13 protein-coding genes are annotated in these 21,366 nt (G+C 59.9%); 6 read left to right on the forward strand and 7 right to left on the reverse strand.

The features are described from left to right. Positions 1–26 precede the first annotated feature (26 nt). The 4 genes from ftsZ to ligA all read left to right on the forward strand — a co-directional run bounded on the left by ftsZ (position 27) and on the right by ligA (position 6,210). The gene (gene ftsZ / locus DLM45_RS10000; RefSeq protein WP_181336975.1) at positions 27–1,682 is read left to right on the forward strand and encodes a cell division protein FtsZ; all 1,656 of its coding nucleotides are present in this window, start codon (positions 27–29) and stop codon (positions 1,680–1,682) included. A 269-nt stretch (positions 1,683–1,951) separates the two neighbouring features. Further along, entirely contained in the window at positions 1,952–2,896 is a 945-nt protein-coding gene (lpxC, locus tag DLM45_RS10005) for a UDP-3-O-acyl-N-acetylglucosamine deacetylase (protein WP_181336976.1), read from the forward strand. 130 nt (positions 2,897–3,026) lie between these two features. Next, positions 3,027–3,980 (forward strand): outer membrane protein assembly factor BamD, encoded by a 954-nt coding sequence (locus DLM45_RS10010; protein ID WP_246317280.1) that lies wholly within the window; start codon positions 3,027–3,029, stop codon positions 3,978–3,980. A gap of 103 nt (positions 3,981–4,083) precedes the next feature. Further along, entirely contained in the window at positions 4,084–6,210 is a 2,127-nt protein-coding gene (gene ligA / locus DLM45_RS10015; RefSeq protein ID WP_181336977.1) for an NAD-dependent DNA ligase LigA, read from the forward strand. Between the two features lie 36 nt (positions 6,211–6,246). On the opposite strand, the gene DLM45_RS10020 is transcribed toward ligA, so the two are convergent. From DLM45_RS10020 to DLM45_RS10030, 3 genes are read right to left on the reverse strand one after another with little or no spacing between them, the layout of a single operon-like run. Beyond that, on the reverse strand, positions 6,247–8,058 hold the full coding sequence (locus DLM45_RS10020; RefSeq protein WP_181336978.1) for an aminopeptidase P family protein: 1,812 nt from the start codon (positions 8,056–8,058) through the stop codon (positions 6,247–6,249). 45 nt (positions 8,059–8,103) lie between these two features. After that, positions 8,104–8,979 carry a 50S ribosomal protein L11 methyltransferase gene (locus DLM45_RS10025; protein WP_181336979.1) on the reverse strand — a complete coding sequence of 292 codons (876 nt, stop codon included), beginning with the start codon at positions 8,977–8,979 and terminating at the stop codon, positions 8,104–8,106. 14 nt (positions 8,980–8,993) lie between these two features. Beyond that, a complete protein-coding gene (locus tag DLM45_RS10030; protein WP_181336980.1) occupies positions 8,994–10,442 on the reverse strand; it encodes a TMEM143 family protein in 1,449 nt (482 codons plus the stop codon). A gap of 539 nt (positions 10,443–10,981) precedes the next feature. Between DLM45_RS10030 and DLM45_RS10035 the strand changes: the two genes are divergently transcribed. Beyond that, complete coding sequence (locus DLM45_RS10035; RefSeq protein WP_343062285.1) at positions 10,982–11,929, forward strand: DnaJ domain-containing protein; 948 nt, start codon at positions 10,982–10,984, stop codon at positions 11,927–11,929. Between the two features lie 672 nt (positions 11,930–12,601). On the opposite strand, the gene DLM45_RS10040 is transcribed toward DLM45_RS10035, so the two are convergent. After that, positions 12,602–15,070 (reverse strand): ATP-dependent helicase, encoded by a 2,469-nt coding sequence (locus DLM45_RS10040; RefSeq protein ID WP_181336982.1) that lies wholly within the window; start codon positions 15,068–15,070, stop codon positions 12,602–12,604. Positions 15,071–15,305: 235 nt separating this feature from the next. On the opposite strand from DLM45_RS10040, the gene DLM45_RS10045 reads away from it, so the two are divergent. Next, a complete protein-coding gene (locus DLM45_RS10045; protein WP_181336983.1) occupies positions 15,306–19,247 on the forward strand; it encodes an AsmA family protein in 3,942 nt (1,313 codons plus the stop codon). 12 nt (positions 19,248–19,259) lie between these two features. Here the strand turns inward: DLM45_RS10045 and DLM45_RS10050 are convergent, their stop codons facing one another. The 3 genes from DLM45_RS10050 to fumC form a co-directional block, all read right to left on the reverse strand. Continuing rightward, positions 19,260–19,499 (reverse strand): ribbon-helix-helix domain-containing protein, encoded by a 240-nt coding sequence (locus DLM45_RS10050; protein WP_181336984.1) that lies wholly within the window; start codon positions 19,497–19,499, stop codon positions 19,260–19,262. Further along, positions 19,499–19,726 (reverse strand): DUF4169 family protein, encoded by a 228-nt coding sequence (locus tag DLM45_RS10055; RefSeq protein WP_181336985.1) that lies wholly within the window; start codon positions 19,724–19,726, stop codon positions 19,499–19,501. The genes DLM45_RS10050 and DLM45_RS10055 overlap by 1 nt, the downstream gene beginning before the upstream one ends. 175 nt (positions 19,727–19,901) lie before the next feature. Continuing rightward, entirely contained in the window at positions 19,902–21,293 is a 1,392-nt protein-coding gene (gene fumC / locus DLM45_RS10060) for a class II fumarate hydratase (protein WP_181336986.1), read from the reverse strand. Positions 21,294–21,366 lie beyond the last annotated feature (73 nt).

The raw sequence follows: 21,366 nt of genomic DNA on the forward strand, positions 1-21,366 counted from the left end.
GACCGGCTAGAATTTTCGAGGACGTCATGAGCATCAAGCTGCAATTGCCTACATTGGTCGATGTGAAGCCGCGGCTGACGGTCGTCGGCGTCGGTGGCGCAGGCTGCAACGCTGTCAACAATATGATCGCTGCCGGATTGCAGGGGGTCGAGTTCGTCGTTGCGAACACGGACGCGCAATCTCTCGCGGCTTCAAGCGCGGAATATCGCGTTCAACTCGGCGCTAACCTCACGGAAGGGCTTGGCGCGGGATCGCGGCCGGAGATCGGCGAAGCGGCCGCTGAAGAAGCAATCGATGAACTGAGAACGCATATCGCGGGCTCGCACATGGTGTTCGTTGCGGCTGGCATGGGCGGCGGAACGGGAACGGGCGCGGCGACTGTCGTGGCGCGGGCTGCTCGTGAGACAGGTGCGCTGACCGTCGGCGTCGTCTGTAAGCCGTTTCAGTTCGAAGGTGCGCGGCGCATGCGCATCGCGGAAGCTGGTGTGCAGACGCTGCGCCAGTACGTCGATACGCTCATCGTCATTCCGAACCAGAATCTGTTTCGCATCGCGAACGAACGGACGACGTTTGCCGAAGCGTTCGTGCTGGCCGACCAGGTGCTCTATTCGGGCGTAGCTTGCATCGTCGAGCTTGTACTGAAAGAGGGCCTAATCAATCTCGATTTCGCTGACGTTCGCACCATCATGAGTGGAATGGGAACAGCGATGATGGGTACGGGCGAGGCGACGGGAGAGCGGCGCGCCGTTCTCGCGGCCGAAGAAGCCATCGCCAACCCGCTGCTCGACGACGTGACGCTGCGTGGCGCGCGCGGACTGCTGCTTTCGATCTCGGGCGGCCGAGATATGACGCTTTACGAGGTGGACGAGGCCGCGAGCCGGGTCCGCGAGGAAGTGGATCCCGAGGCGAATATCATCGTCGGCGCAACGTTTGACGATCAGCTCGGCGACCGGCTGCGGGTTTCCATCGTTGCTTCCGGTATGAATCGCGCCGAAGCGCAATTTGCGGCGCAGCAATCGGCTCAGGCTCAAGCGCAGGCTCGCGGCGGTGCAAAACAGCCCGCGCAGCAACCAATGCAGAGCGGCAATGGCGGCTACGGCGCGCCGGAACCCTTTTCTCAGCCGCAGGCTCCCGCGAAACCGCAAGGGCAAGCCGGAAAGGGAAATCCTCCCGGCGATTTACAGCGGCGACTTTCCGAAGCGATGCAACCGCAATCGGCGGATCGTTCGCAGAACTATTCTAATGAAACGGAAAACGATTCGCGTGGCTCCGGTCGCGACAGCTGGATTGCACCGGGCAATGTCAGCATCGAAGACGGACTCGAGAATTTTCCTCCGCTCACCGGCAACGCTTTGTTACGAACGCCACCGCTTCCACCGGGTGGTCTTACGACTGCAAGCGGACATCACTTCGAGCCTCAAGCGCCCGCAGAATTTCAGCGGGGCGGACGTCGCTTGCCGCAGATCGAAGACTTCCCTCCGCAGGCGCAGAAGGAATGGAATGCGCGTCGATCCACAGATGGTGGACGCTCAGAAGAGTCAAGAAAATCGGGCTTTTTTGGACGTTTGACGAATTTCAGCCGCAGTGTAAAACAGTCGTCACAAAGAGACGATGCGTATCGCGTTGAAGGCGATGATGAGAATCCATCTCTGCCAGTTTTTGTTGCACGCGAGCGACGGTGAGATTGCGACTGCTTCAAGACAAACGTGTCGTCAAGCATGGTTGCTAAAGCGTAACAGAATGTAAGAAAGCGTGATTTGTCGGTGTTTCGCGAAGCAGTTAGCTTTTGGACATCGACTTCCTGCAGTGATCCTTCCAACGGTTCAAGACACGGCGAAAATAAGCCGGCGAACTGGCAAAAATCAGAAGGTGATGTGCAGCAGTCAGGGGGTGGTTGACCGCATTAATGCTGGGGAGCAGCGGTCCACCAGAACACGAGGGACGGCGCTGTATGTCGAATCGATTCATCGGTGCGCGGCAAACCACGCTTGCTCGCGAAATTCAGTTGACAGGCACGGGGGTGCACAGCGGAGCTCCGGTATCACTCACACTGCATCCAGCAGAGGCTGATACTGGGCTCCGTTTTCTTGTCACCAAACGTGGCAGGGTCATTGCTGAAATCGCTGCGCATGTCGCGAACGTAAAAAATCTAACGCTCTGTACGGTCATCGGCGATGAAGCCGGTACGACCGTCAGCACAGTCGAACATCTTCTTGCCGCGCTCCGTGGCCTCGGGATCGATAACCTCTATATCGAGATCGATAGCAAAGAAGTTCCGATCATGGACGGCAGCTCGGCGGATTACGTCGAAGCCATTGATCGGGTCGGCATTCGCGAGCTCTCTGAGCCGCGCAAGTACATCAAGGTTCTCAAATCTGTCCGCGCTGAAGAAAATGGCTGCTGGGGTGAGCTTCATCCGCACACCGGTTTCCGTATGGACGTTGAGATCGACTTTGAATCGCCCGTTATCGGTCGTCAGCGGCTCCAGTATGAGATGAGCCCAGGCATCTTCCGTCATGAAATCGCTCGCGCTCGCACGTTCGGCTTTATGAGCGACGTCGAGAAACTCTGGAAAGCAGGACTGGCGCTCGGCGCCGATCTTTCCAACACGGTCGCTATCGGCGAAGGCCGTGTGATGAACCCGGGCGGCCTGCGTTATCCACAAGAGTTCGTCCGTCACAAAATGCTCGATGCAGTTGGTGATCTGGCGCTGGCAGGTATGCCGCTGCTTGGTGCTTACCGCTCGTATCGCGGTGGCCATCGCCTCAATTCGATGGTTTTGCAGGCTCTGTTTGCCGATGCTTCGAACTGGAGCGTCGTGCAGGTTCCGCGCACTCGCACCACGCGGGCGCCGATGCCGGTTGCAACGTCCGGTATCGCAATCGCTGCGGAATAGTCTATCGGCGGGGCCTCAATCGCGGTGGCCCCGCACTTTCGGCCTGGAATGCACCACATTCCGCCGATAAATTTTCCCTGGGACAGGGTCTTCGGCGCGAGGGCGCCGATCTTTCAGATCGAAGACGGAAATGCTATCCGGGTTCCGGGTTGCAGTCGTTGACGAGATGGCCAAGAGCGGCACCAGCGCGGGCCAGGGTGGGGAAGCAACGCGGCGTATGACGATACTCGCAGACAAGATCATTCCGTATTTCGTGCGGTTTTTTGCTGGAGCAACGCTTGTTGCAGCGCTGGCGCTTGCCGGCTGCGCGTCGAGCAAGCTTGATACCTCAGCGCTTAATCCCGATCCGCCTTCGAAAATGTTCGCGGATGCGGACGCAAAAATGGCGAGCGGAAATTTCGAGGATGCAGCGAAGCAGTTCGAAGCCGTCGACCGCGAGCATCCATATTCGCCGGAAGCGCGCCGTTCGATCGTGATGGCGGCTTACGCGTATTATCGCGCAGGCAAGGCGCCTGAAGCGATTGCGTCGGCCGAGCGCTACGTCGCGATGCATCCCGGCACGAAAGAAGCGCCGATGGCGCACAACATTATCGCCCAATCGTACTTCGACGACATGAAGACGTCGAACCGGGATCAGACGCCCGCGCGGAAGGCGCTTGAACAGTTCAAGACTTTGAAGACGCGCTACCCTGATAGCGAGTACGCGCGCGATGCGGACAACAAGATCCGTCTTTGTCAGGATAACATCGCAGCTTCCGAGATGGAGGTTGGCCGCTACTACCTCGACAAGCACAACTACGTTGCCGCGATCAATCGCTTCAAGACAGTGGTGAGCGATTACCAGACGACTGCGCATGTCGAGGAAGCGCTTGCGCGCCTCGTCGAAGCCTACATGGCGCTGGGGATCGTTAAGGAAGCGCAGAATGCGGCCGCTGTGCTTGGGCACAACTATCCCGATAGCAAGTGGTACAAAGATTCCTATGCCCTGCTTCAGTCGGGTGGTGTCGGTCCGCGTGAGGACGGGGAGTCGTGGCTCTCAAAGACTTGGAACGCAGTACCGAAAATTAGCCTCGGTAACGGTTAGAGCTGTTCGCGGCTGATCGATCCGCTATTCTCCGGTCGATTTTGAGCGCGGTGGGGTCGCCTGCCGCGTAGGTCTTGTCGGCGGCGGCTGTACGCATATCTCAATGGCGAAGAAGACGAGCAAGGGAACGCGGGCTGCCGACGCAGCGCTGCCTGAAGATGTCGCCGAGGAGATCGCTCGGCTGTCGGCTGAAATCTCGCATCATGATGCTCTTTACTATCGCGAGGATGCGCCGGAGATTTCGGACGCCGCCTATGACGCTTTGCGCCGCCGCTTGACGGAACTCGAAGCAGCGCATCCCGAGCTTCGGCGAGAAGACAGTCCGAGCGAGACAGTGGGCGCTGCGCCCGTTGCTGCGTTCGGTAAGATTCGTCATGACGTGCCGATGCTGTCGCTTGGCAATGCCTTCAGCGACGAGGACGTTGTCGAGTTCGGCAAACGCGTGCGGCGGTTTCTGAATGTCGCGGAAGATGACACGCTTGAGATCACTGCTGAGCCGAAAATTGATGGGCTTTCGATTTCCATCCGCTACGAGGACGGCAAGCTCGTTCAGGCTGCGACGCGGGGTGACGGTTTCGAAGGCGAGAACGTCACCGCGAATGTGCTCACGATCAAAGAGATCCCGCATACCCTGAAAGGCAAAGGCGTGCCGGACGTCATCGACGTGCGGGGTGAAATCTATCTCGGTCATGCGGACTTCTCCGCGCTCAACGCTGCGCAAGCGGAAGCCGGTGGCAAGGTCTTTGCGAATCCACGCAATGCGGCGGCGGGGTCTTTGCGTCAGCTTGATTCCGGAATCACGGCGAAACGACCGCTGCGGTTTTTCGCTTACGCCTGGGGTGCCGCATCGAAGCTATCCGCAGATACGCAGGCGGGTGTCCTGGCGGCGTTCGAAGCATGGGGATTGCCCGTCAATCCGCTGCTGCGCGTGACGCGCGAAGCGGATGAACTCATCGCGTTTTATCGCGAGATCGAGCTCAAGCGTGCGGGACTTGGCTACGATATCGACGGTGTCGTCTACAAGGTGAACCGGCTCGACTACCAGGAGCGGCTTGGCTTCGTGTCGCGATCTCCGCGCTGGGCGATTGCGCACAAGTTTGCTGCCGAGCGGGCGACGACGGTTCTCAACAAAATCGATATTCAAGTCGGGCGTACCGGTGCGCTGACGCCTGTTGCGAAGCTTGAACCGGTGACGGTCGGTGGGGTCGTCGTCTCCAATGCGACGCTGCACAACGAGGATGAAATCCGGCGCAAGGATATCCGCGAAGGCGATACCGTTGTCGTGCAGCGCGCGGGCGATGTTATTCCGCAAGTCGTTGAAGTTCTGCTCGATAAGCGTCCGACAAATTCGAAGCCTTTCGAGTTTCCGACGGTCTGCCCAATCTGCTCAAGTCATGCTGTGCGAGAGGCGGACGACGAAGGTAATGCGGTTGATGTCGTTCGCCGCTGTACCGGTGGATTGATCTGTCCTGCGCAAGTGAAGGAACGCCTCAAGCATTTCGTGTCGCGCAATGCGCTTGATATCGAGGGGCTTGGTGCGGAGAAGATTGAGTTCTTCTTTGAGACGGGACGCATTCGGTCGGCGGCTGATATTTTTACGCTCGAAGCACGCGATCAGGCTTCCGATGAACCTTTGACGAAGGTGCGCGGCTTCAAGGAAACGTCCGTTCGTAAGCTCTTTTCGGCGATCGATGCGCGCCGCTCGGTATCGTTGGACCGGTTTTTGTTTGCGCTTGGGATTCGCCACATCGGGGAAACGACCGCGAAGGATCTTGCCAAGGCGTATGGGACGCTCGACGCGTTGCTCGCGGCCGTCAATGCCGCCATCCAGGACGGCAAGGAGAGCGACGCGTATCGCGAGATCGACGATATCGAGGGCATCGGCGAAACCGTTGTTGATGCGCTCATCGACTTCTTTTCCGAACCGCACAACCGCGAACAGATTGCGGCGCTGCGTAATGAATTGACGGTGACGCCGTTCGAACGGCCGCAGGTAAAAGACACGCCCGTTAGTGGAAAGACGGTGGTCTTTACCGGAACGCTTACGAAGCTGACGCGCAGCGAAGCGAAGGCGCAAGCTGAACGCCTTGGCGCCAAGGTGTCGGGCTCGGTCTCAAAGAAAACCGATTATGTCGTCGCCGGAGCGGAAGCTGGTTCGAAACTGGATAACGCTCGTGCGTTAGGCGTCACGGTTCTCAGCGAAGATGAGTGGCTTGCGCTTATTGGGTAAGCTTTGCCCTGCGAACCGCGCGTGCTTTATGGTTGCTTATAGAGGCTTCGTTGCCTGTTTCAGCCACGCACGGTCGTGTGCATCAAGTTTGCCCGAAAGCGTTTCAAACACGCGGCGATGGTAAGCGTCGAGCCATTCGCGCTCGATTGTCTCAAGCATCTCGACATCGATCAAGCGTCGGTCGATCGGCGCGAGCGTCAATGTTTCCAATGCCATCATCGGCCGTTCGCCGTCGCCGATTTTTTCCGCGGGCGTGACCAGCACGACGTTCTCGATGCGAATTCCATAGGCACCGACTTTATAAAAGCCGGGCTCGTTGGAAATGAGCATGCCGGGTTCGAGCGGCGTCATGCCTCCGCGCGAGATCGACTGCGGGCCTTCGTGTACCGAGAGATAGCTGCCGATGCCGTGACCCGTGCCGTGGTCGAAGTCTTCACCGATGGACCATAGCGCGCGGCGCGCGAAGGGATCGAGATCGATGCCGCGCGTGCCTTTTGGAAAGCGCGCTGTTGCGACTGCGATGTGTCCTTTGAGAACGGCGGTGAAGTGCCGCTTCATATTTTGGTTCGGCTCTCCGACGGCGACGGTGCGCGTGATGTCGGTCGTGCCGTCCTGGTATTGTCCGCCGCTATCGATCAGGAAGAGTTCGCCAGGTGTGACTGTCCGATTGGTGGCTTCGGAGACGCGATAATGGACGATGGCGCCGTTCGAACCGGCGCCGGAAATGGTTGCGAAGCTGATTTCGCGCAGCATGTTCGTGTCGCGACGGAAGTCTTCAAGTTTTTTAACGGCCGTGATTTCGTCAAGCTCGCCTTTGGGTGCGGTATCGTCGAGCCACGCCAGAAAGCGAACGACTGCTGCGCCATCGCGTTCGTGCGCGGAACGAGCGCCGTCGATTTCGGCTTCGGTCTTGATCGCCTTTGGCAGAATGCACGGATCCTGTCCGCGCGCGATTGCTGCTGGGCCGAGTTTCAATTCGAACCATGCGCTTGCCGTTTCAGGGTCCAGGCGAACGCGCTTGCCTTGTGATTTCAGGCTGGCGAGGCGCTCCTTCATGGTCTTCGGCGGAAGCAACTTGGCGACCTTCGCGAGGCTGGTGCGCGCTTCGGCGTCTACCCTTTCAGCGTCAATAAAAAGCTCGGCCTTGCCGCTGGCGGGCACGATCGCGAATGCGAGTGCGACGGGGTTATGCGCGACGTCGCTTCCTCGGATATTGAATAGCCAGCAGATCGAATCCGGCAGCGTCAGAATGACGGCGGCCTGTCCTTCACTTTTCAATCTCGCCTGAATGCTCGCGATCTTGTCGGCGGCGGACTTGCCCGTGAATTCGAGCGGCTGCGCTATGACGGGGTTTGCTGGCGGCTTTGGACGCGCTTTGCCCCACAGCGTGTCGATTGGATTCTTGGGCAGCGGTTTTAGTTTGATGTTCTTCGAAGAGAGCGCTGTTTTGAGACGCGCGATCTCTCCGCCCGTGTGTGTCCAAGGATCAAAGCCGACGGTGTGGCCCTTGCCGAGCGCGCTGCTCAACCATTCGCCGAGCTTCGCGCGGGGCAACAGCGAGACCTCGAAAACGGACTTATCGGTCTCAGCCGCAGCTTGAACCGTGTAGCGGCCATCGATCATCAGCATCGCGGATTTGCGCGTGACGACTGCGAGGCCCGCTGAGCCCGAGAAACCAGAGATCCATTGCAGACGCTCGTCTGACGCCGGGACGTATTCGCCCTGATGCTTGTCGGCGCGCGGGATCAGTACGGCGTCGAGCTTTGCTTTGGCCATCAGCGCGCGCAGCGCCTTTACGCGCGCGGCGACGTTTTCGGGGTTCGACTGCGATTGGAAGGTTTGAAACATGACGACGTTTTTAGGAGGCTCACGGGGTGGCGGCAACGTGCGATTTTAGCGCCGTTCGAACGTCAGTGCCGACCATCCGGTGTGGCGGTCGTGGCGCATGAGCGCAAAGTCCTGCGTGCGATAGGCGGCGATGACTTCTGGCGCTTGCGGAATGAGGATGCCGGAGAGCACCAGCGTTCCGCCGGTTGTGACGGCTTGTGCAAGCGCCGGTGCGAGACGCAGCAACGGACCGGCGAGAATGTTCGCGATCAATAGATCATAAGGTGCGCGGCTGCGAACCTCGGGATGGGCCAGGCCATCACCCTCATAAAGCGCGATGCGGCGCGAGGCCCCATTCAGGCGGACGTTCTCTGTCGCGACCTCGACGGATTTAGGGTCGATGTCCGCGGCGATGACGCGAGCGTGAGGCATCGCCTTTGTGGCGGCGATTGACAGGACGCCCGATCCGCAGCCGAGATCCAGGATGTTTTCGTAAGCGCGTGAGCGGGACAGCCGGTCGATCGCAAGCAGGCAGCCCAGCGTCGTTGCGTGGTGCGCTGTGCCAAAGGCCTCTCCCGCATCGATCAGGATGGTATTGGGACCTCGTGCAACGCGATTGCGATCATGGCTGCCGTGGATCGTAAAGCGACCGGCTCGCACAGGCGGCAGGGCCGCTTGGGACACCGCCACCCAGTTGAGGTCAGGCACGATCTCGGCTGTGAATTCCGGAAGAGGGCCTTCCATGATCTGAGCAAGCTCGTCCGCGAGGTTGCGGTCTCCGCTGTCGAGATCGACATATGCTTCGACGCGCCACTTGCCCGGACCGTTCTCGAACACGGTCAATGCGTCCGGCGGCGGCTCTACGAAGTCCTGTAGAGCGTTGACGGTCGCATGCGCGAGGGATCGATCGGTAAAGTCAGCGGCGAACTTCTTGACGGTCATAAGCTTCAGTTAGCTCATCGGCCCTCAAACTCATAGCCCTCTGATGGGATCGGATCGGGAAGGTGATCGAGAAACAGGTCCCACTTGTCGTCGATGTGCTTGGCGGCCTGGGCCGGCGGCAGGGTTGCCAGCGTTCCGTCGGGCTTTTCGACGACGATGCCGTCGCGAATTAACCGATCGAGGGCATCATCGATCTCGAAGTCGACTTTCACGCCGAACGTCCGGTGCAGGTACGACTCGATGGCGAGGTCGATCGAGGGAAGGTCCGCACGCGTCGATTTTTCTTTCGCGAGAACGCTGTAGAGCAGCATTTCTTCCTTTACGTCCTCCTCGGCGCCGCGGGCAGCGATCTTGAGGATGACGCCGCGGTTGTCGGCCATCGTGTGGAAGTAGAGGTTCTGCGCCATCACGACCATGTAGCGCTGCTTCTGATTGAAAAAGCCCATTGCCTGACGCGCGGCGATACCGCCGAGGCCTGCCAAGGCACCCATGGCCGCGATTGGATTGCTGGCGAGCAACGCGATCTTTCCGGCGGCGCCAAAGGCACCCATGCCGAGGCCGCCCCCGGCCGTAACGCCGAGGCGAAGCTTATCGCGCGAGCGGAAACGCACCTCCGTATTCGGAAACACCATCTCGATGTCTGTGCGCGGAATGTTCTTGAAAAGCTTCAAGTAGATATTTTTATCCGCGATGCCCGGCGGAAGTTGCTGCCAGCGGCGATCGACCCATTTGGTGGCGGCCTCGCGGGTCCATTTGCGATCCTGCATCACCTCTTCGACGCGGGTTTCAAACGGCTTCAGTTTGAACATGATGAAAAGGCGCTGGAAGATCGGGACGTTGAACTCTTCCTTGCGCAGGAACTTGCGAACAATCCGTTTTTCATAACGCTGGTTGGTGGCGCCGCGGTAGTAGATCACGATGCGTTCGAACGCTTTCATGTCCACGGTCAGGTCCAGCCCGTAGTGGCTGTCCCGCGTCAGAATCATTTCGACGTCGGTTGGGTCGATGCGTTCGTAGTTGGCACGCTGCAAGAGGCCTTCGACTCCCTCGAAGACCCGATGCTTCAGCACATCGCGATCCTCCTCAGAGAACTTCCGCGTCATCAGCAGATCGCTGTCGGGCGAGAAGGTTTCGTAGGTCTGCTCGAGATCGAGCAGCAGCGCGAAATACTGCTGCTGGCGCCAATAATCGAGATAGCGGAAAAAGCGTCGTGCGTCGGCTGCCTGGCCCGGTGGCCAGAGCCACGGCTTGGTCAGGCGATCCAGCAGCGCGAAGCGCGTGACGGGAATGAAGCGCTCGCGCTTTCTTCGTTCGTCTGGTTGAAGGATGTCGCTCACGCGCTCTTCGACGTCGTCTTCGCGCGCCTCGGCCGGTTTGGCGTCGAGATCGGTCAGATCGTACAGGCGCTCAAAGAATCCCGGCTTCCTCGAAAGAGGGCCCGCTGTAAAATCCGCGGACGACATATGACGCAACTCCCCGTCGTGTGATTTCCCCCGGCCCCTTTGCCCTGATCTACGGGTCCGGCGGAGATTTTAGTCGGCCCAGGGCGGCTTTGTCGAGTTTGGCAGTTCCCTAGATCGGACGGCACTGTTCGCGACGCCCTTCTCTCTGGTTGCTTGGAGAGAACGGCAGCAGCATGGCGGGGACGGAGAGGGCATGTTGCACGCCAGCATTGTAGAATACCGGTTCATAACTTGCCGAATTGCCACAGTCGTGCCGAGGTCGCGATACGATCCTTGTACAAAGGGATCGGGAAGTGATTGCCGGGGGATGAATGCGGTTCTGGCGGAGTAGTTTGAGGATCGGAGCCGGAGCGGGCTTCGGTTTGGTAGCGCTGGTTTGGGCTCTTCCCACTGAGCTTCACGCGGAAGATCTCGTCATTCCATTCACTTGCGAGATGACGGCGGGATCGCCGCGTCTGGCGCATTCCGCGCCGACCACGTACCCGATTGTCGGAAGACGTGACGCGCGCCCCTTTTCGGCCTGTTCCACGGATGGCGGAGTGGGATGCGAATCGATCCTAGTCCATCGGTTTGCAATCGCGTGCGATGGCCAGACGGTCCCCTGGGCAACGGTTGCAGCTTCGGCCAGCGCGCTTGGCGTTGAATTGCCTGTGAATCTACCGGCTGGATATGCGCCGATCGCAGGGTTGCGCGGGCGTATCGTTCTGCCAGGCTTCGGACAGACGACACGGCTGCCTGCCGTCTCGCGCCAGTTTCTTTCGCCCGACGATGTGATTGTGGACCGCGACCCCCAATCCTCCGAGGCAACGTCCAGTTGGGTAACGGTCGTCAGCCCGTCGGAAAGTTTCGTTTCATGGGGTGGCATAGCGACAGGTTCAGCGGCGATCGCTGTCCTCGCGCTGGGATTGTTTGCGACCAGCCGCGCTTTCACGCGCCGCCGTCGCGCTGGTGGAGCTGATAATGCGGCGCTCGAAGGCGATCTTGGGCATCTGATCAACTCGGTTGCGCTGGCGAAGGCGCGTATCGCGCAGACTGAGATGATTGTCTCATCGCTTGCTTCAGGGCTTGCGCTTCGCAGTGTGCTGCAGTCGGAGCTCGACGGCCTCAGAAAGCGCGCCGACGACGTGGCGCAGCGTGGCAAGACGCTGGCGCCGGAGCGGGCGGGGGCCATGCTCCGCGGTTTGACTCGCGATCTCGACCGTATCGCGCGAATTGCGAAAGGCGCTGGGGAGCAGCCGGAAGGCGACGAGCAGTTTCTGGCCGCGTCACCATCGACGACATTCGAAGCCTACCGCGTCCTGGGTCTCAATGCGGAGGCGCCACAAGCTGCGGTCAAGAAGGTCGTCGATGCGCTCAGAATGTCATGGCATCCCGATCATGCGCAGAACGAGCCCGACCGGCTGTATCGGGAGCAGCGGATCAAGCAGATCAACGCTGCCTGGGATATTCTGAAAGGCAACGGCGCCGGGCAAGTCGCGGCGGCTTAGTTTCTTGCCCTCGACCTTGCTTCAGTCGCCGTCGGCTGTTGTTGCGCTGGGCGTTTGGGCAAATCGCAGAAACACAAACGGCGCCTCATGGGCGCCGCTTGAAACCGGAATCCGTTTTTGCTTCCGTCTGTTTTTTTCGTCTCTCTGGTGCCTAAGCCGATCCTCGATCTCAGGCGGAACAGCGATGAGCAACGGGAAGTTTTCTTACTTCCTCTTCGCTCAGCGGTTTGATGTCCTGCAGGACGTATGACCTAGGCTTCGCCTTCGCTTCTTCGCGCCTCATACTGATGACGCGCAGCAGGCCATATCCGTCCAGTCCTCGTACGAGTCCGATTTTGCCGCTTAAAGGAAACCGGTACGTGCTCATGGATAGCTCCTCTCCAGGACTCTACCCCTCCCAAACCAAATCGACCCACTCAAGTTGCACCCCCGCGCAAATTTACTTTCGTGGGTCACGAAACGCGCAACAAGAACTCGTCACCGAAGTGATTTCGGCGTTACCAGAATAACTTAGCTTGTGAACCCCCACAGCTCATTCAGCTGCGACAAACGTGCCATCGAATTGTGGCGAGATCTGGATTCTGCGGGCGAAAATCGATTCGGGAGGGCAAATTTCTTGCTCTCACCGCGAGATTAATGCTTTGTTGTAAAAGCATTTTTTCAATTGTGATGCTAACTCTCGATCGGATCGACGAAGCTCGCCACAACCCGTTTTGTTGAGCCATCGTCGAAGTCGATGGTGAGCTTGTTGCCGTCAACGAAGGTGACGGTGCCTGAACCAAACTTTTCATGCTGGACGCGCGTACCGACCTTGAATGCGGGGGCGCTGGCGGAGGAGGCGGCTACAAGCTCGCCTTCGAGCGTCACAGGAGGGCGGGATTTGCGTCGGTTGTCACGGCTGCCGCTCCACGATTGCTGGGCGCGCTGCCAGCCGGGTGTATTGTAGGTCGAGGCGAATGGGTCCGACCCGCCCGCGCGATCGAACCTGCTCGGTCCGAACGAGCCACCGTAACCGAACGCGTTCGAGCGCCCGCCGTAGGGCATCTCGCTTTCGACGACGTCGACGGTCGCTTCGGGAAGCTCATCAACGAAGCGGGACGGGATCGCAGACTGATATAGGCCGTGCGTGCGCCGGTTCTGGGCGAATGAAATTTTTGCCCGGCGCTTTGCGCGGGTGATGCCGACGTAAGCAAGCCTGCGCTCTTCTTCGAGGCCAGCGTTGCCGCTTTCATCAAGCGCGCGTTGATGCGGGAAGAGCCCTTCTTCCCATCCGGGCAAAAATACGATGCCGAATTCGAGACCCTTCGCGGCGTGCAGCGTCATCAGCGATACGCGATCTCCGTCGCTTCCCTGATCCGCATCCATGACAAGGGAAACGTGCTCCAGGAACCCTTGGAGCGTGTCGAAGCCGTGCATGAAGCGCACGAGTTCTTTCAGGTTTTCGAGCCGGGTTTGCGCCTGCGGGCTCTTATCCGCCTGCCACATCGCAGTGTAGCCGGACTCGTCGAGCAGGAGTTCCGCCAGATCGGTGTGCCGCATGTGGTCGAGGTTGCTACGCCAGCGTTCGAATGCGTTCGTCAGGTCGCTGAGCGATTTGCGCGCCTTGGTGGCAAGCTCGTCGGTTTCGACGATTTCGCGCGCCGCCTGATAGAGCGGCAGCCCGCGAGCGCGGCCATGTTCGCGCACGCGCTTCACCGTGGTGTCGCCGAGCCCGCGTTTCGGGACGTTGATGATGCGCTCGAACTTCAAATCATTCGACGGATTGGCAACGACGTCGAGATAGGCAATGGCATCCCTGATTTCCTGACGCTCATAGAAGCGCGGACCGCCTATGACGCGGTAAGGGAGGCCAAGGGTGATAAAGCGGTCTTCTATCGCGCGCATCTGTGAGGACGCCCGCACGAGAACCGCCATGTCATTCAGCTTTTCACGTGTGCGCTGAAAAGATTCGATGTCCTCGCCGATGGCGCGGGCTTCGGCTTCATCGTCCCAGAAATTGGCAACGGCGATTTTCTCGCCAGATGCGCCGTCGGTGAACAGCGTCTTCCCGAGACGGCCGCTGTTCTTGGTGATCAGACCGGATGCCGCGGCGAGAATATTGCCCGTCGAACGGTAGTTGCGTTCAAGGCGAATGACCTTCGCGCCTGGAAAGTCTTTCTCAAAGCGCAGGATGTTGTCGACCTCGGCGCCGCGCCAGCCGTAGATCGACTGGTCGTCGTCGCCGACGCAGCAGATGTTTGGCGAGCCTTTCGCGAGGAACCGCAGCCAGAGATACTGGGCGACGTTCGTGTCCTGATATTCGTCGACGAGAATGTAGCGGAAGCGCCGGTGGTAGTCCGCGAGCACGTCTGGATGCTCGCGGAAGAGGCGCAAGCATTCGAGTAGCAGGTCGCCGAAATCGCAGGCGTTGAGGTCTTTCAGACGCGCCTGATAGGCCGCATACAACGCGGCACCTTTGCCCGCGGCGAAAGCGAAGGATTCTCCGGCCGGAACTTTGTCGGGCGTTAATCCACGGTTCTTCCAGCTATCGATTTGGCCAGCAAGCTGGCGCGCGGGCCAGCGGTCCTTGTCGAGACCGGCGGCTTCGATGACTTGCTTCAGCAGGCGGAGAGAATCGTCGGTGTCGAGGATTGTGAAGCCAGACTTCAGGCCTACGAGTTCGGCGTGGCGGCGCAGGATCTTGACGCCGATGGAGTGGAACGTGCCGAGCCAGGACATACCCTCGAGCGAGCCGCCGATCAGCGTGCCGATGCGCTCGCGCATTTCGCGGGCGGCTTTGTTCGTGAACGTCACCGCAAGGATTTGTGACGGATAGGCTCGCGCCGTCGCCAGGATGTGCGCGATGCGTGTGGTCAAAACGCGCGTCTTGCCAGTGCCTGCGCCTGCCAGAACGAGAAGCGGGCCTTCTGTCGTTTCTACGGCGTCGCGTTGCTCGGGATTGAGGCCGTCCAGGTACTGGGGTGCACCGCGCGCAGCGGCAACCGCGCGCGCCGAGATGGACGGGCGTGTGCTGTTATCTGAGGCGGGCTTAGGCGCAGAACGATCGGTCGTCGCCGGAGCTTGTGGGAGATCAAACGGCGGGTCGTCGTCAGGCGGCAGATCGGGACCTGCCGAAGCGCTCGGCTTGCGAGTCGAATTCATGTGAGTTGACCTAAACCACCCGGGCTGATCCTACAACTGATGCGTCCGGGTTGGGCGAATTTGCACAGGTGCGCCAACAGGAAAAACAGAAAAAGTACCTATGCCTGAATTGACGCCAAAATTCGGGTTCAGAGTGTGCGCACTCCGTGGCATATAGGTGCGCACGGGGGTTCAGTTTTTCAATCTGACCCGACGCAGCGCCCGGCGATCCGCGTGCGGGCTGCAAGAGTAGCTCATGAACAACGGGCTGTTATACTTTGGCGGACTTCTGGTCGTCGTTCTAGCGGCGCTTTTTGCCGTCCCGAATGTCATCGACTGGAATGGATATCGCGGCGTCTTCGAAGAAGAAGCTTCGAAGGTCCTTGGCCGGGAAGTGCGTGTCGGCGGCGAAGTCAATTTGAAGTTCCTGCCCGCGCCCTACGTCCGTTTCGAGAAGGTCCGCATTGCGAACGTCTCGGGACAGACGGGTGAGCCGTTTATCCGCGCTGATAGCTTCAAGATGTGGCTCTCCGGTTCGGCGCTGCTGCGCGGCGTTCTCGAAGCGAGCAAGATCGAACTCGAGAAACCGGCGCTGGCGCTTGTCGTGGATCCGCAGGGCGGTGGCAACTGGGCGAACATCGAACTGAAGCCAGGCGACCTGCCGTTCGTGCCGCGCGACGTGGCGCTGCGCTCCGTTCGTCTCTCGGATGGCAGCGTATCGATCTACAACGCGGCGACGGAGCGTGTGGCGCAGGTTGAGAATATCAACGGCGAGCTTTCGGCCGATAGCTTGCGCGGACCGTTTCGGTTCAAGGGCGATGCTGCCTGGTCGGATACGGTGCATGACATCAAGTTTGCGACTGACCCCGCTGCAAGTGATGGCTCTATCGGGATTAAGCTCGCCGCGCGCGCCGAAGGAACGTCGAACTCGTATCTGCTAGAAGGGCGTGCATCGGATATCGGTACCAATCCCGTCTTCAAGGGTTCGTGGACTGGTACTGTTGCAGTTCCGGGTGGTGAAGGGCTTGCCGGGGCAGAAAACGGCGAGGCACCGCTGATCGACCTCAAGGCTGACGTGACGGCTGACGTTGCTGGCGCAAAGCTTGAGGATCTTTCTCTGTCGCTCGCGAATGCCGCTGAACCGCAGACGATCACTGGTTCGGCCGTTGCGACCTGGGCGACTCCCGCGAAGCTCGATCTTGCTCTCAATTCGCAGTGGCTGGACATCGATTGGCTGTCTGGATCTGCAAAAGGCGGCGCGTCATTTGCAAAGCTGAAGCAACTCGTTCTCGGTCTGGTGGAGACGGTCGCAGGCGAGAGCAAGGCTAGCGCGAAGATCAACCTCGATCGGGTGAAACTTGGCGGCGAAAACGCCGGTGGATTGCAGATTGATGCCGAGCGCGACGGAGCGGTTACGCGGATTACGCGTTTCAACGCTGGCCTTCCCGGGGGAGCGCGTCTCGATCTCTCGGGAGACATGAAAGACAACAAGGGCAAGCGCAGTTTCTCCGGAAATCTGTTTATTGGCGGATCGAGCCTTGCGCGTCTGCGAGACTGGGCTGCTAAAGGCGGCATCGATATCGGCGTGACAGCCGATGGCGCATATTCGCTCACCAGCAAGCTCGATATTGATCCGGCGCGCTTCACGCTAAGCGACGCTTTCGGCACGATCGCCGGGAGAGCGATGTCGGGTGATCTGACTGTTGCGAATAAGGATAGCGGACGTATCGATCTGGTGCTGCAGGCGGCCGACCTCGACGCCGGCGAAATTTTTCCGACGATGCTTGCCGGGCTCAAGACGGAGCTTCGCAAGACGCTTGGATTGCCGGACAACGCTGAGAAGGCTTCAGAGAAAGATCTTCCGGGAGACATGCGTCTCCGCGTCATTACAGGAAGTCTCACGGACGGCTCGGATCGGTATCGTGACGTGGACGTGACTTTCGAACTCGAGGGATCCGACATTCGCGTGCCGTCCGCAAAGGTGACGACGGCTAGCGGTCTGACCGTCGGTCTCGAAGGTAAGATTAAGAAGGGCGAAGGCGCGGCCATCGGACGGTTGGCTTACGACGTGTCTGCTACGAGTCCGGATGCCATGCGGGAGCTGGCGCAGAAGACGGGGCTCGTCGAGTTGACAGGGCCGGAGGGTCTTCGCGGGCTCAAGACTGGCAAGCTCGCGGGTCTCATTGAGTTTGGCCGCCGCACTCCCGGTGCGGTGGACCTCAGTGTCGATGGCGTTCTCAATGGTTCGCTGTTCCGCGGCTCCGGAGAGTTTGATGGCGGGTTTGCAGAATGGCGTACACGGCCGAGCCGCTTGGACGTTACGTTCGATGCGCCAACGCTTCGTGAGTTGCTGCCGGCGATCGGCCGAGAGCCGAGGTCCGTGAGGGATGCCGCGCGTGCGCCGGAGGGTTCTACGCCTGGCCGGGCAACGGCATCGGTCGTTGCGGCGGGTACTGTTGCAAACGGTGTTGCGACGCGCATCGAGATTTCTGCGCCGGGATTTGCAGCGACCGCGAATGGTACGACGGTGTGGCCCGAAGGCGCGCGTTATGCCTTTACCGGAAGTGGCGATGTCAAATCGAATGACGTGGCTGACGTTGTTGCGTTTGCCGGTTTGTCGCTTCCTGCCGGCGTTGCGCCAGCGGAAATGCATGGGCGGTTCGATATCAATCGCGAAAACGGCGCGTGGAGTTTGGCGACGCACGATTTGCACCTTGGCACTTCGGCCGTTTCGGGTGATGTGCAAGTCAGCGTCGACGATAAGGGGCAGCGCAGGATCAGCGGAAAAATCGGCGCGGATCGCGTGCGGATTGCGACGCTGTTTACCGCGGTCACGGGCGCGCCATCAGCTGGAGCTGAATCGGACGGTGATACGTCCGCGCCGCAGGGGGCTGACGTTTGGCCTGCAGGACTTTTTGATTTTTCTGCGCTCGATAATACCGAAGCGGATTTGCTGGTTAGCTTCGCGTCTCTCAATCTGAGCGGAAACCTCGCGACGCACGAAGGCGAAATGCGCGTGAAGCTGACGCCTGGAAAAATCTCGATCAGCAATCTCTCTGCGGATGCAGCGGGAGGAGAATTTACGGGCAGCGCGGATCTCGAAAAGGTTTCGAACGGCGTGACGCTGGCGTCAAAATTCAAGCTCGACGGGGCGAAGCTTTCGTCGCTTAGCAGCGCGGCGAAAGGCACGGCGAATGTTAGCCTCGATGGCACCGCGCGGGCGCAAAGTCCGGCGGGCCTCATGGCAGTTCTTACTGGCTCAGGGCATGTGACGCTCAAGGATGCGACGCTGCGCGGCCCGTCTATCGAGGCGCTTTCGCGCGTCGTCGACGACGTTGTGCAGGGCACGGCGCAGAACGATACGCGGACAATATCAGCGGGGTTGCTCACCGCGCTCAATACGTCCGAACTCCATGTCGGCGACCGCGAATTTGCGCTGCAGATGGCGGACGGGACGATCAAGTTCGAGCCTCTCAAGATCGATGCCGAGGGTGGTAAAGTCGACGCGACGGTCTCGGCCGATCTCACATCGTTCAATCTCAGTGCAGCGTGTCAGGTGACGGCACCCGCCAAACCTTTGCCTAAGCCGCCAATTCCGTTGCCGGACTGGAACCCGACGGCGCAGACTGCGCCGCTGCCTCCGGCGATCGTGCTTTACGATGGGTCTCTCGATGATCTTTCGGTCATCAAGACGAGTGTGGACGTTAACGATCTGCAGCGTGAACTTGCGGTGCGGCAGGTGGAGCGGAACGCGAAGCTGCTTGAGCAACATCGCAGGGTGGATGAAGAGCGCGCGCGCCTAGAGCGCGAACGCCGGAAGACTGTTGAGGCGCAGCGTGCGGCGGCAATTGCGGCCGAGCGCGCGAAGAAAGAAGCTGAACAGCTTCCGCCGGTCATTCCAGAGTCTGCCGGTACCGATGGCGGTTCCATATCGCAGCAGTCTCCTGCTGGCGAAGGTACCACATCTGCTGGGGCGTCGGCGTCTTCAAACGGAAACACGGTTTCTTCTCCCACCATCACGGTGGAGCCGATTCCGTCAGCCTCAGGCGACGCGACTGCGCCGTCGATCGATCCGACGACTGGTATTCCCGTTGTTGCGAAGGATCAGGCTGTGGTGAGACCTCGGCCGAGGCCGCAGCCGCCGGCTCAGCGGCGTACATCCTCAGACGAAGTTATGAAATCGCTTCGTAATTTCTGAGCGGCGTTCCCGTCAGTTGTCGCAATTTTTTGCGTGGGGAGCGGCGCGGGATTTCAGCCGATCCAAAATCCACACGCGTACGGCGCTCGATAGGCCAGCTTCTCCGCGTTGTTCGTCGATCTTGCTGATCAGTCCGGCGAGCGGCACGCCATCTTCCGCGGCGGCTTCCTTGAGCGCCACCCAGAATGGCGCTTCCAGCGAAATCGAGGTTCGATGTCCTCGAATCGAGAACGATCGCTTCTCAGGTCGCATTATGACGCTTTGGGACCCGGATCCTGATCGTCATCGTCGATGTGATGCTCGTTCTGGCGGCGCGCACGGTCGAGGTCCATCTGCGACTTACGGCTTTGCGCATCGAACAGGCCGCGCTCCGCCTTCGACTGGCCGAACTTCATGCGATTTTCCTCAGCCTCGCGCTCACGATTGGCGCGCTCACGCGCCTTTCGGACCTTGTTGAGGTTGACGATCTCTGCGGTCATAAAAATGCACTCCGCAACGGGTCGGGTCTAACGACGTTTGCTGCATCTTACGTGCATCAATGCAAAGCCGTCAAACTTCGCGTCGTTCTATCCGCGACGGTTGGTGCTCGATGGAACACTTCCAGCCGCGGTCTACGTGAGTATGTGCATCTTCTGAGTGCGACGAAACGATGTCTCAGCCGGGGCCGATCATCTTTTCCGGACGCACGATGTCGTCGAACTCCTGATCGGTCACGTACCCGCCGCCGACGGCTTCTTCACGCAACGTCGTACCGTTTTTGTGTGCGGTCTTGGCAATTTTCGCAGCGTTGTCGTAGCCGATTTTCGGTGCAAGCGCCGTGACGAGCATCAGCGAACGCTCGAGCCCGGCCTTGATGTTGTCTTCGCGCGGCTCGATGCCCGCGACGCAATTTTCCGCGAAGGACGTTGCGGCGTCGCTCATCAAGCGTACCGATTGCAGGAAGTTGTAAGCCATCACCGGGTTGAAGACGTTCAGCTCGAAGTGGCCCTGGCTGCCCGCGAACGTCAACGCAGCGTTGTTGCCGAAGATCTGCACGCAAACCTGGGTCATCGCTTCGCACTGCGTGGGATTAACTTTGCCCGGCATAATCGACGACCCGGGTTCATTTTCGGGAAGCGACAGCTCGCCGAGGCCAGAGCGCGGGCCTGAGCCGAGGAAGCGAATGTCGTTCGCGATTTTGAACAGCGACGCCGCTACCGTGTTGATCGCTCCGTGTGAGAACACCATTGCGTCGTGGGCGGCGAGGGCTTCGAACTTGTTCGGCGCAGACTTGAACGGAAGCTGCGTGATGGCGGCGATGCGCTCGGCCACCATTTCGGCAAAGCCTTCCGGCGCGTTGAGGCCGGTGCCGACGGCCGTGCCGCCCTGCGCAAGCTGCATCAACGCGGGCAGCGTCTGCTCGATGCGGGCGATGCCGTTTTCGACCTGCGTGGTGTAGCCGGAAAATTCCTGACCGAGCGTCAGCGGTGTCGCGTCCTGCGTGTGCGTGCGGCCGATCTTGATGATGCGCGTCCAGGCGTGCGCTTTGTCGTTCAGCGTATTGCGCAGGTGCTGGAGCGCGGGCAATAGCCGGTGCACGATCTCTTCGGCGCAAGCGACGTGCATCGCCGTCGGATACGTGTCGTTCGACGACTGGCTCATATTGACGTGATCGTTCGGATGCACGGGCTTCTTCGAGCCCTGTTCTCCGCCGAGGCTTTCGATGGCGCGGTTCGAGATCACCTCGTTCGCATTCATGTTCGACTGCGTGCCGGAGCCCGTCTGCCAGACGACGAGCGGGAAGTGATCGTCGAGCTTGCCTTCGATCACGTCCTGCGCGGCTTTGACGACGGCGTCGCCGATTTTGGTATCGAGCCGTCCGAGCGCCATGTTGGTTTCGGCGGCGGCGCGCTTCACAATGCCGAGAGCACGGACGATCGGCGCGGGCTGCTTCTCCCAGCCGATCTTGAAATTGCCGAGGCTGCGCTGGGCCTGCGCGCCCCAATAGCGGTCGGTGGGAACTTCGATGGGCCCGAAGGTATCGGTTTCGGTGCGCGTTTTGCTCATGTCGTTCGGTCCCATTTGCAGATCGTGAGTGTGAAATTGCGAGCTTCGTCGCGCATGGAGCGGGCTTTGTCGA

It is taken from the genome of Hyphomicrobium methylovorum, assembly GCF_013626205.1.
GTDB lineage: Bacteria > Pseudomonadota > Alphaproteobacteria > Rhizobiales > Hyphomicrobiaceae > Hyphomicrobium_B > Hyphomicrobium_B methylovorum.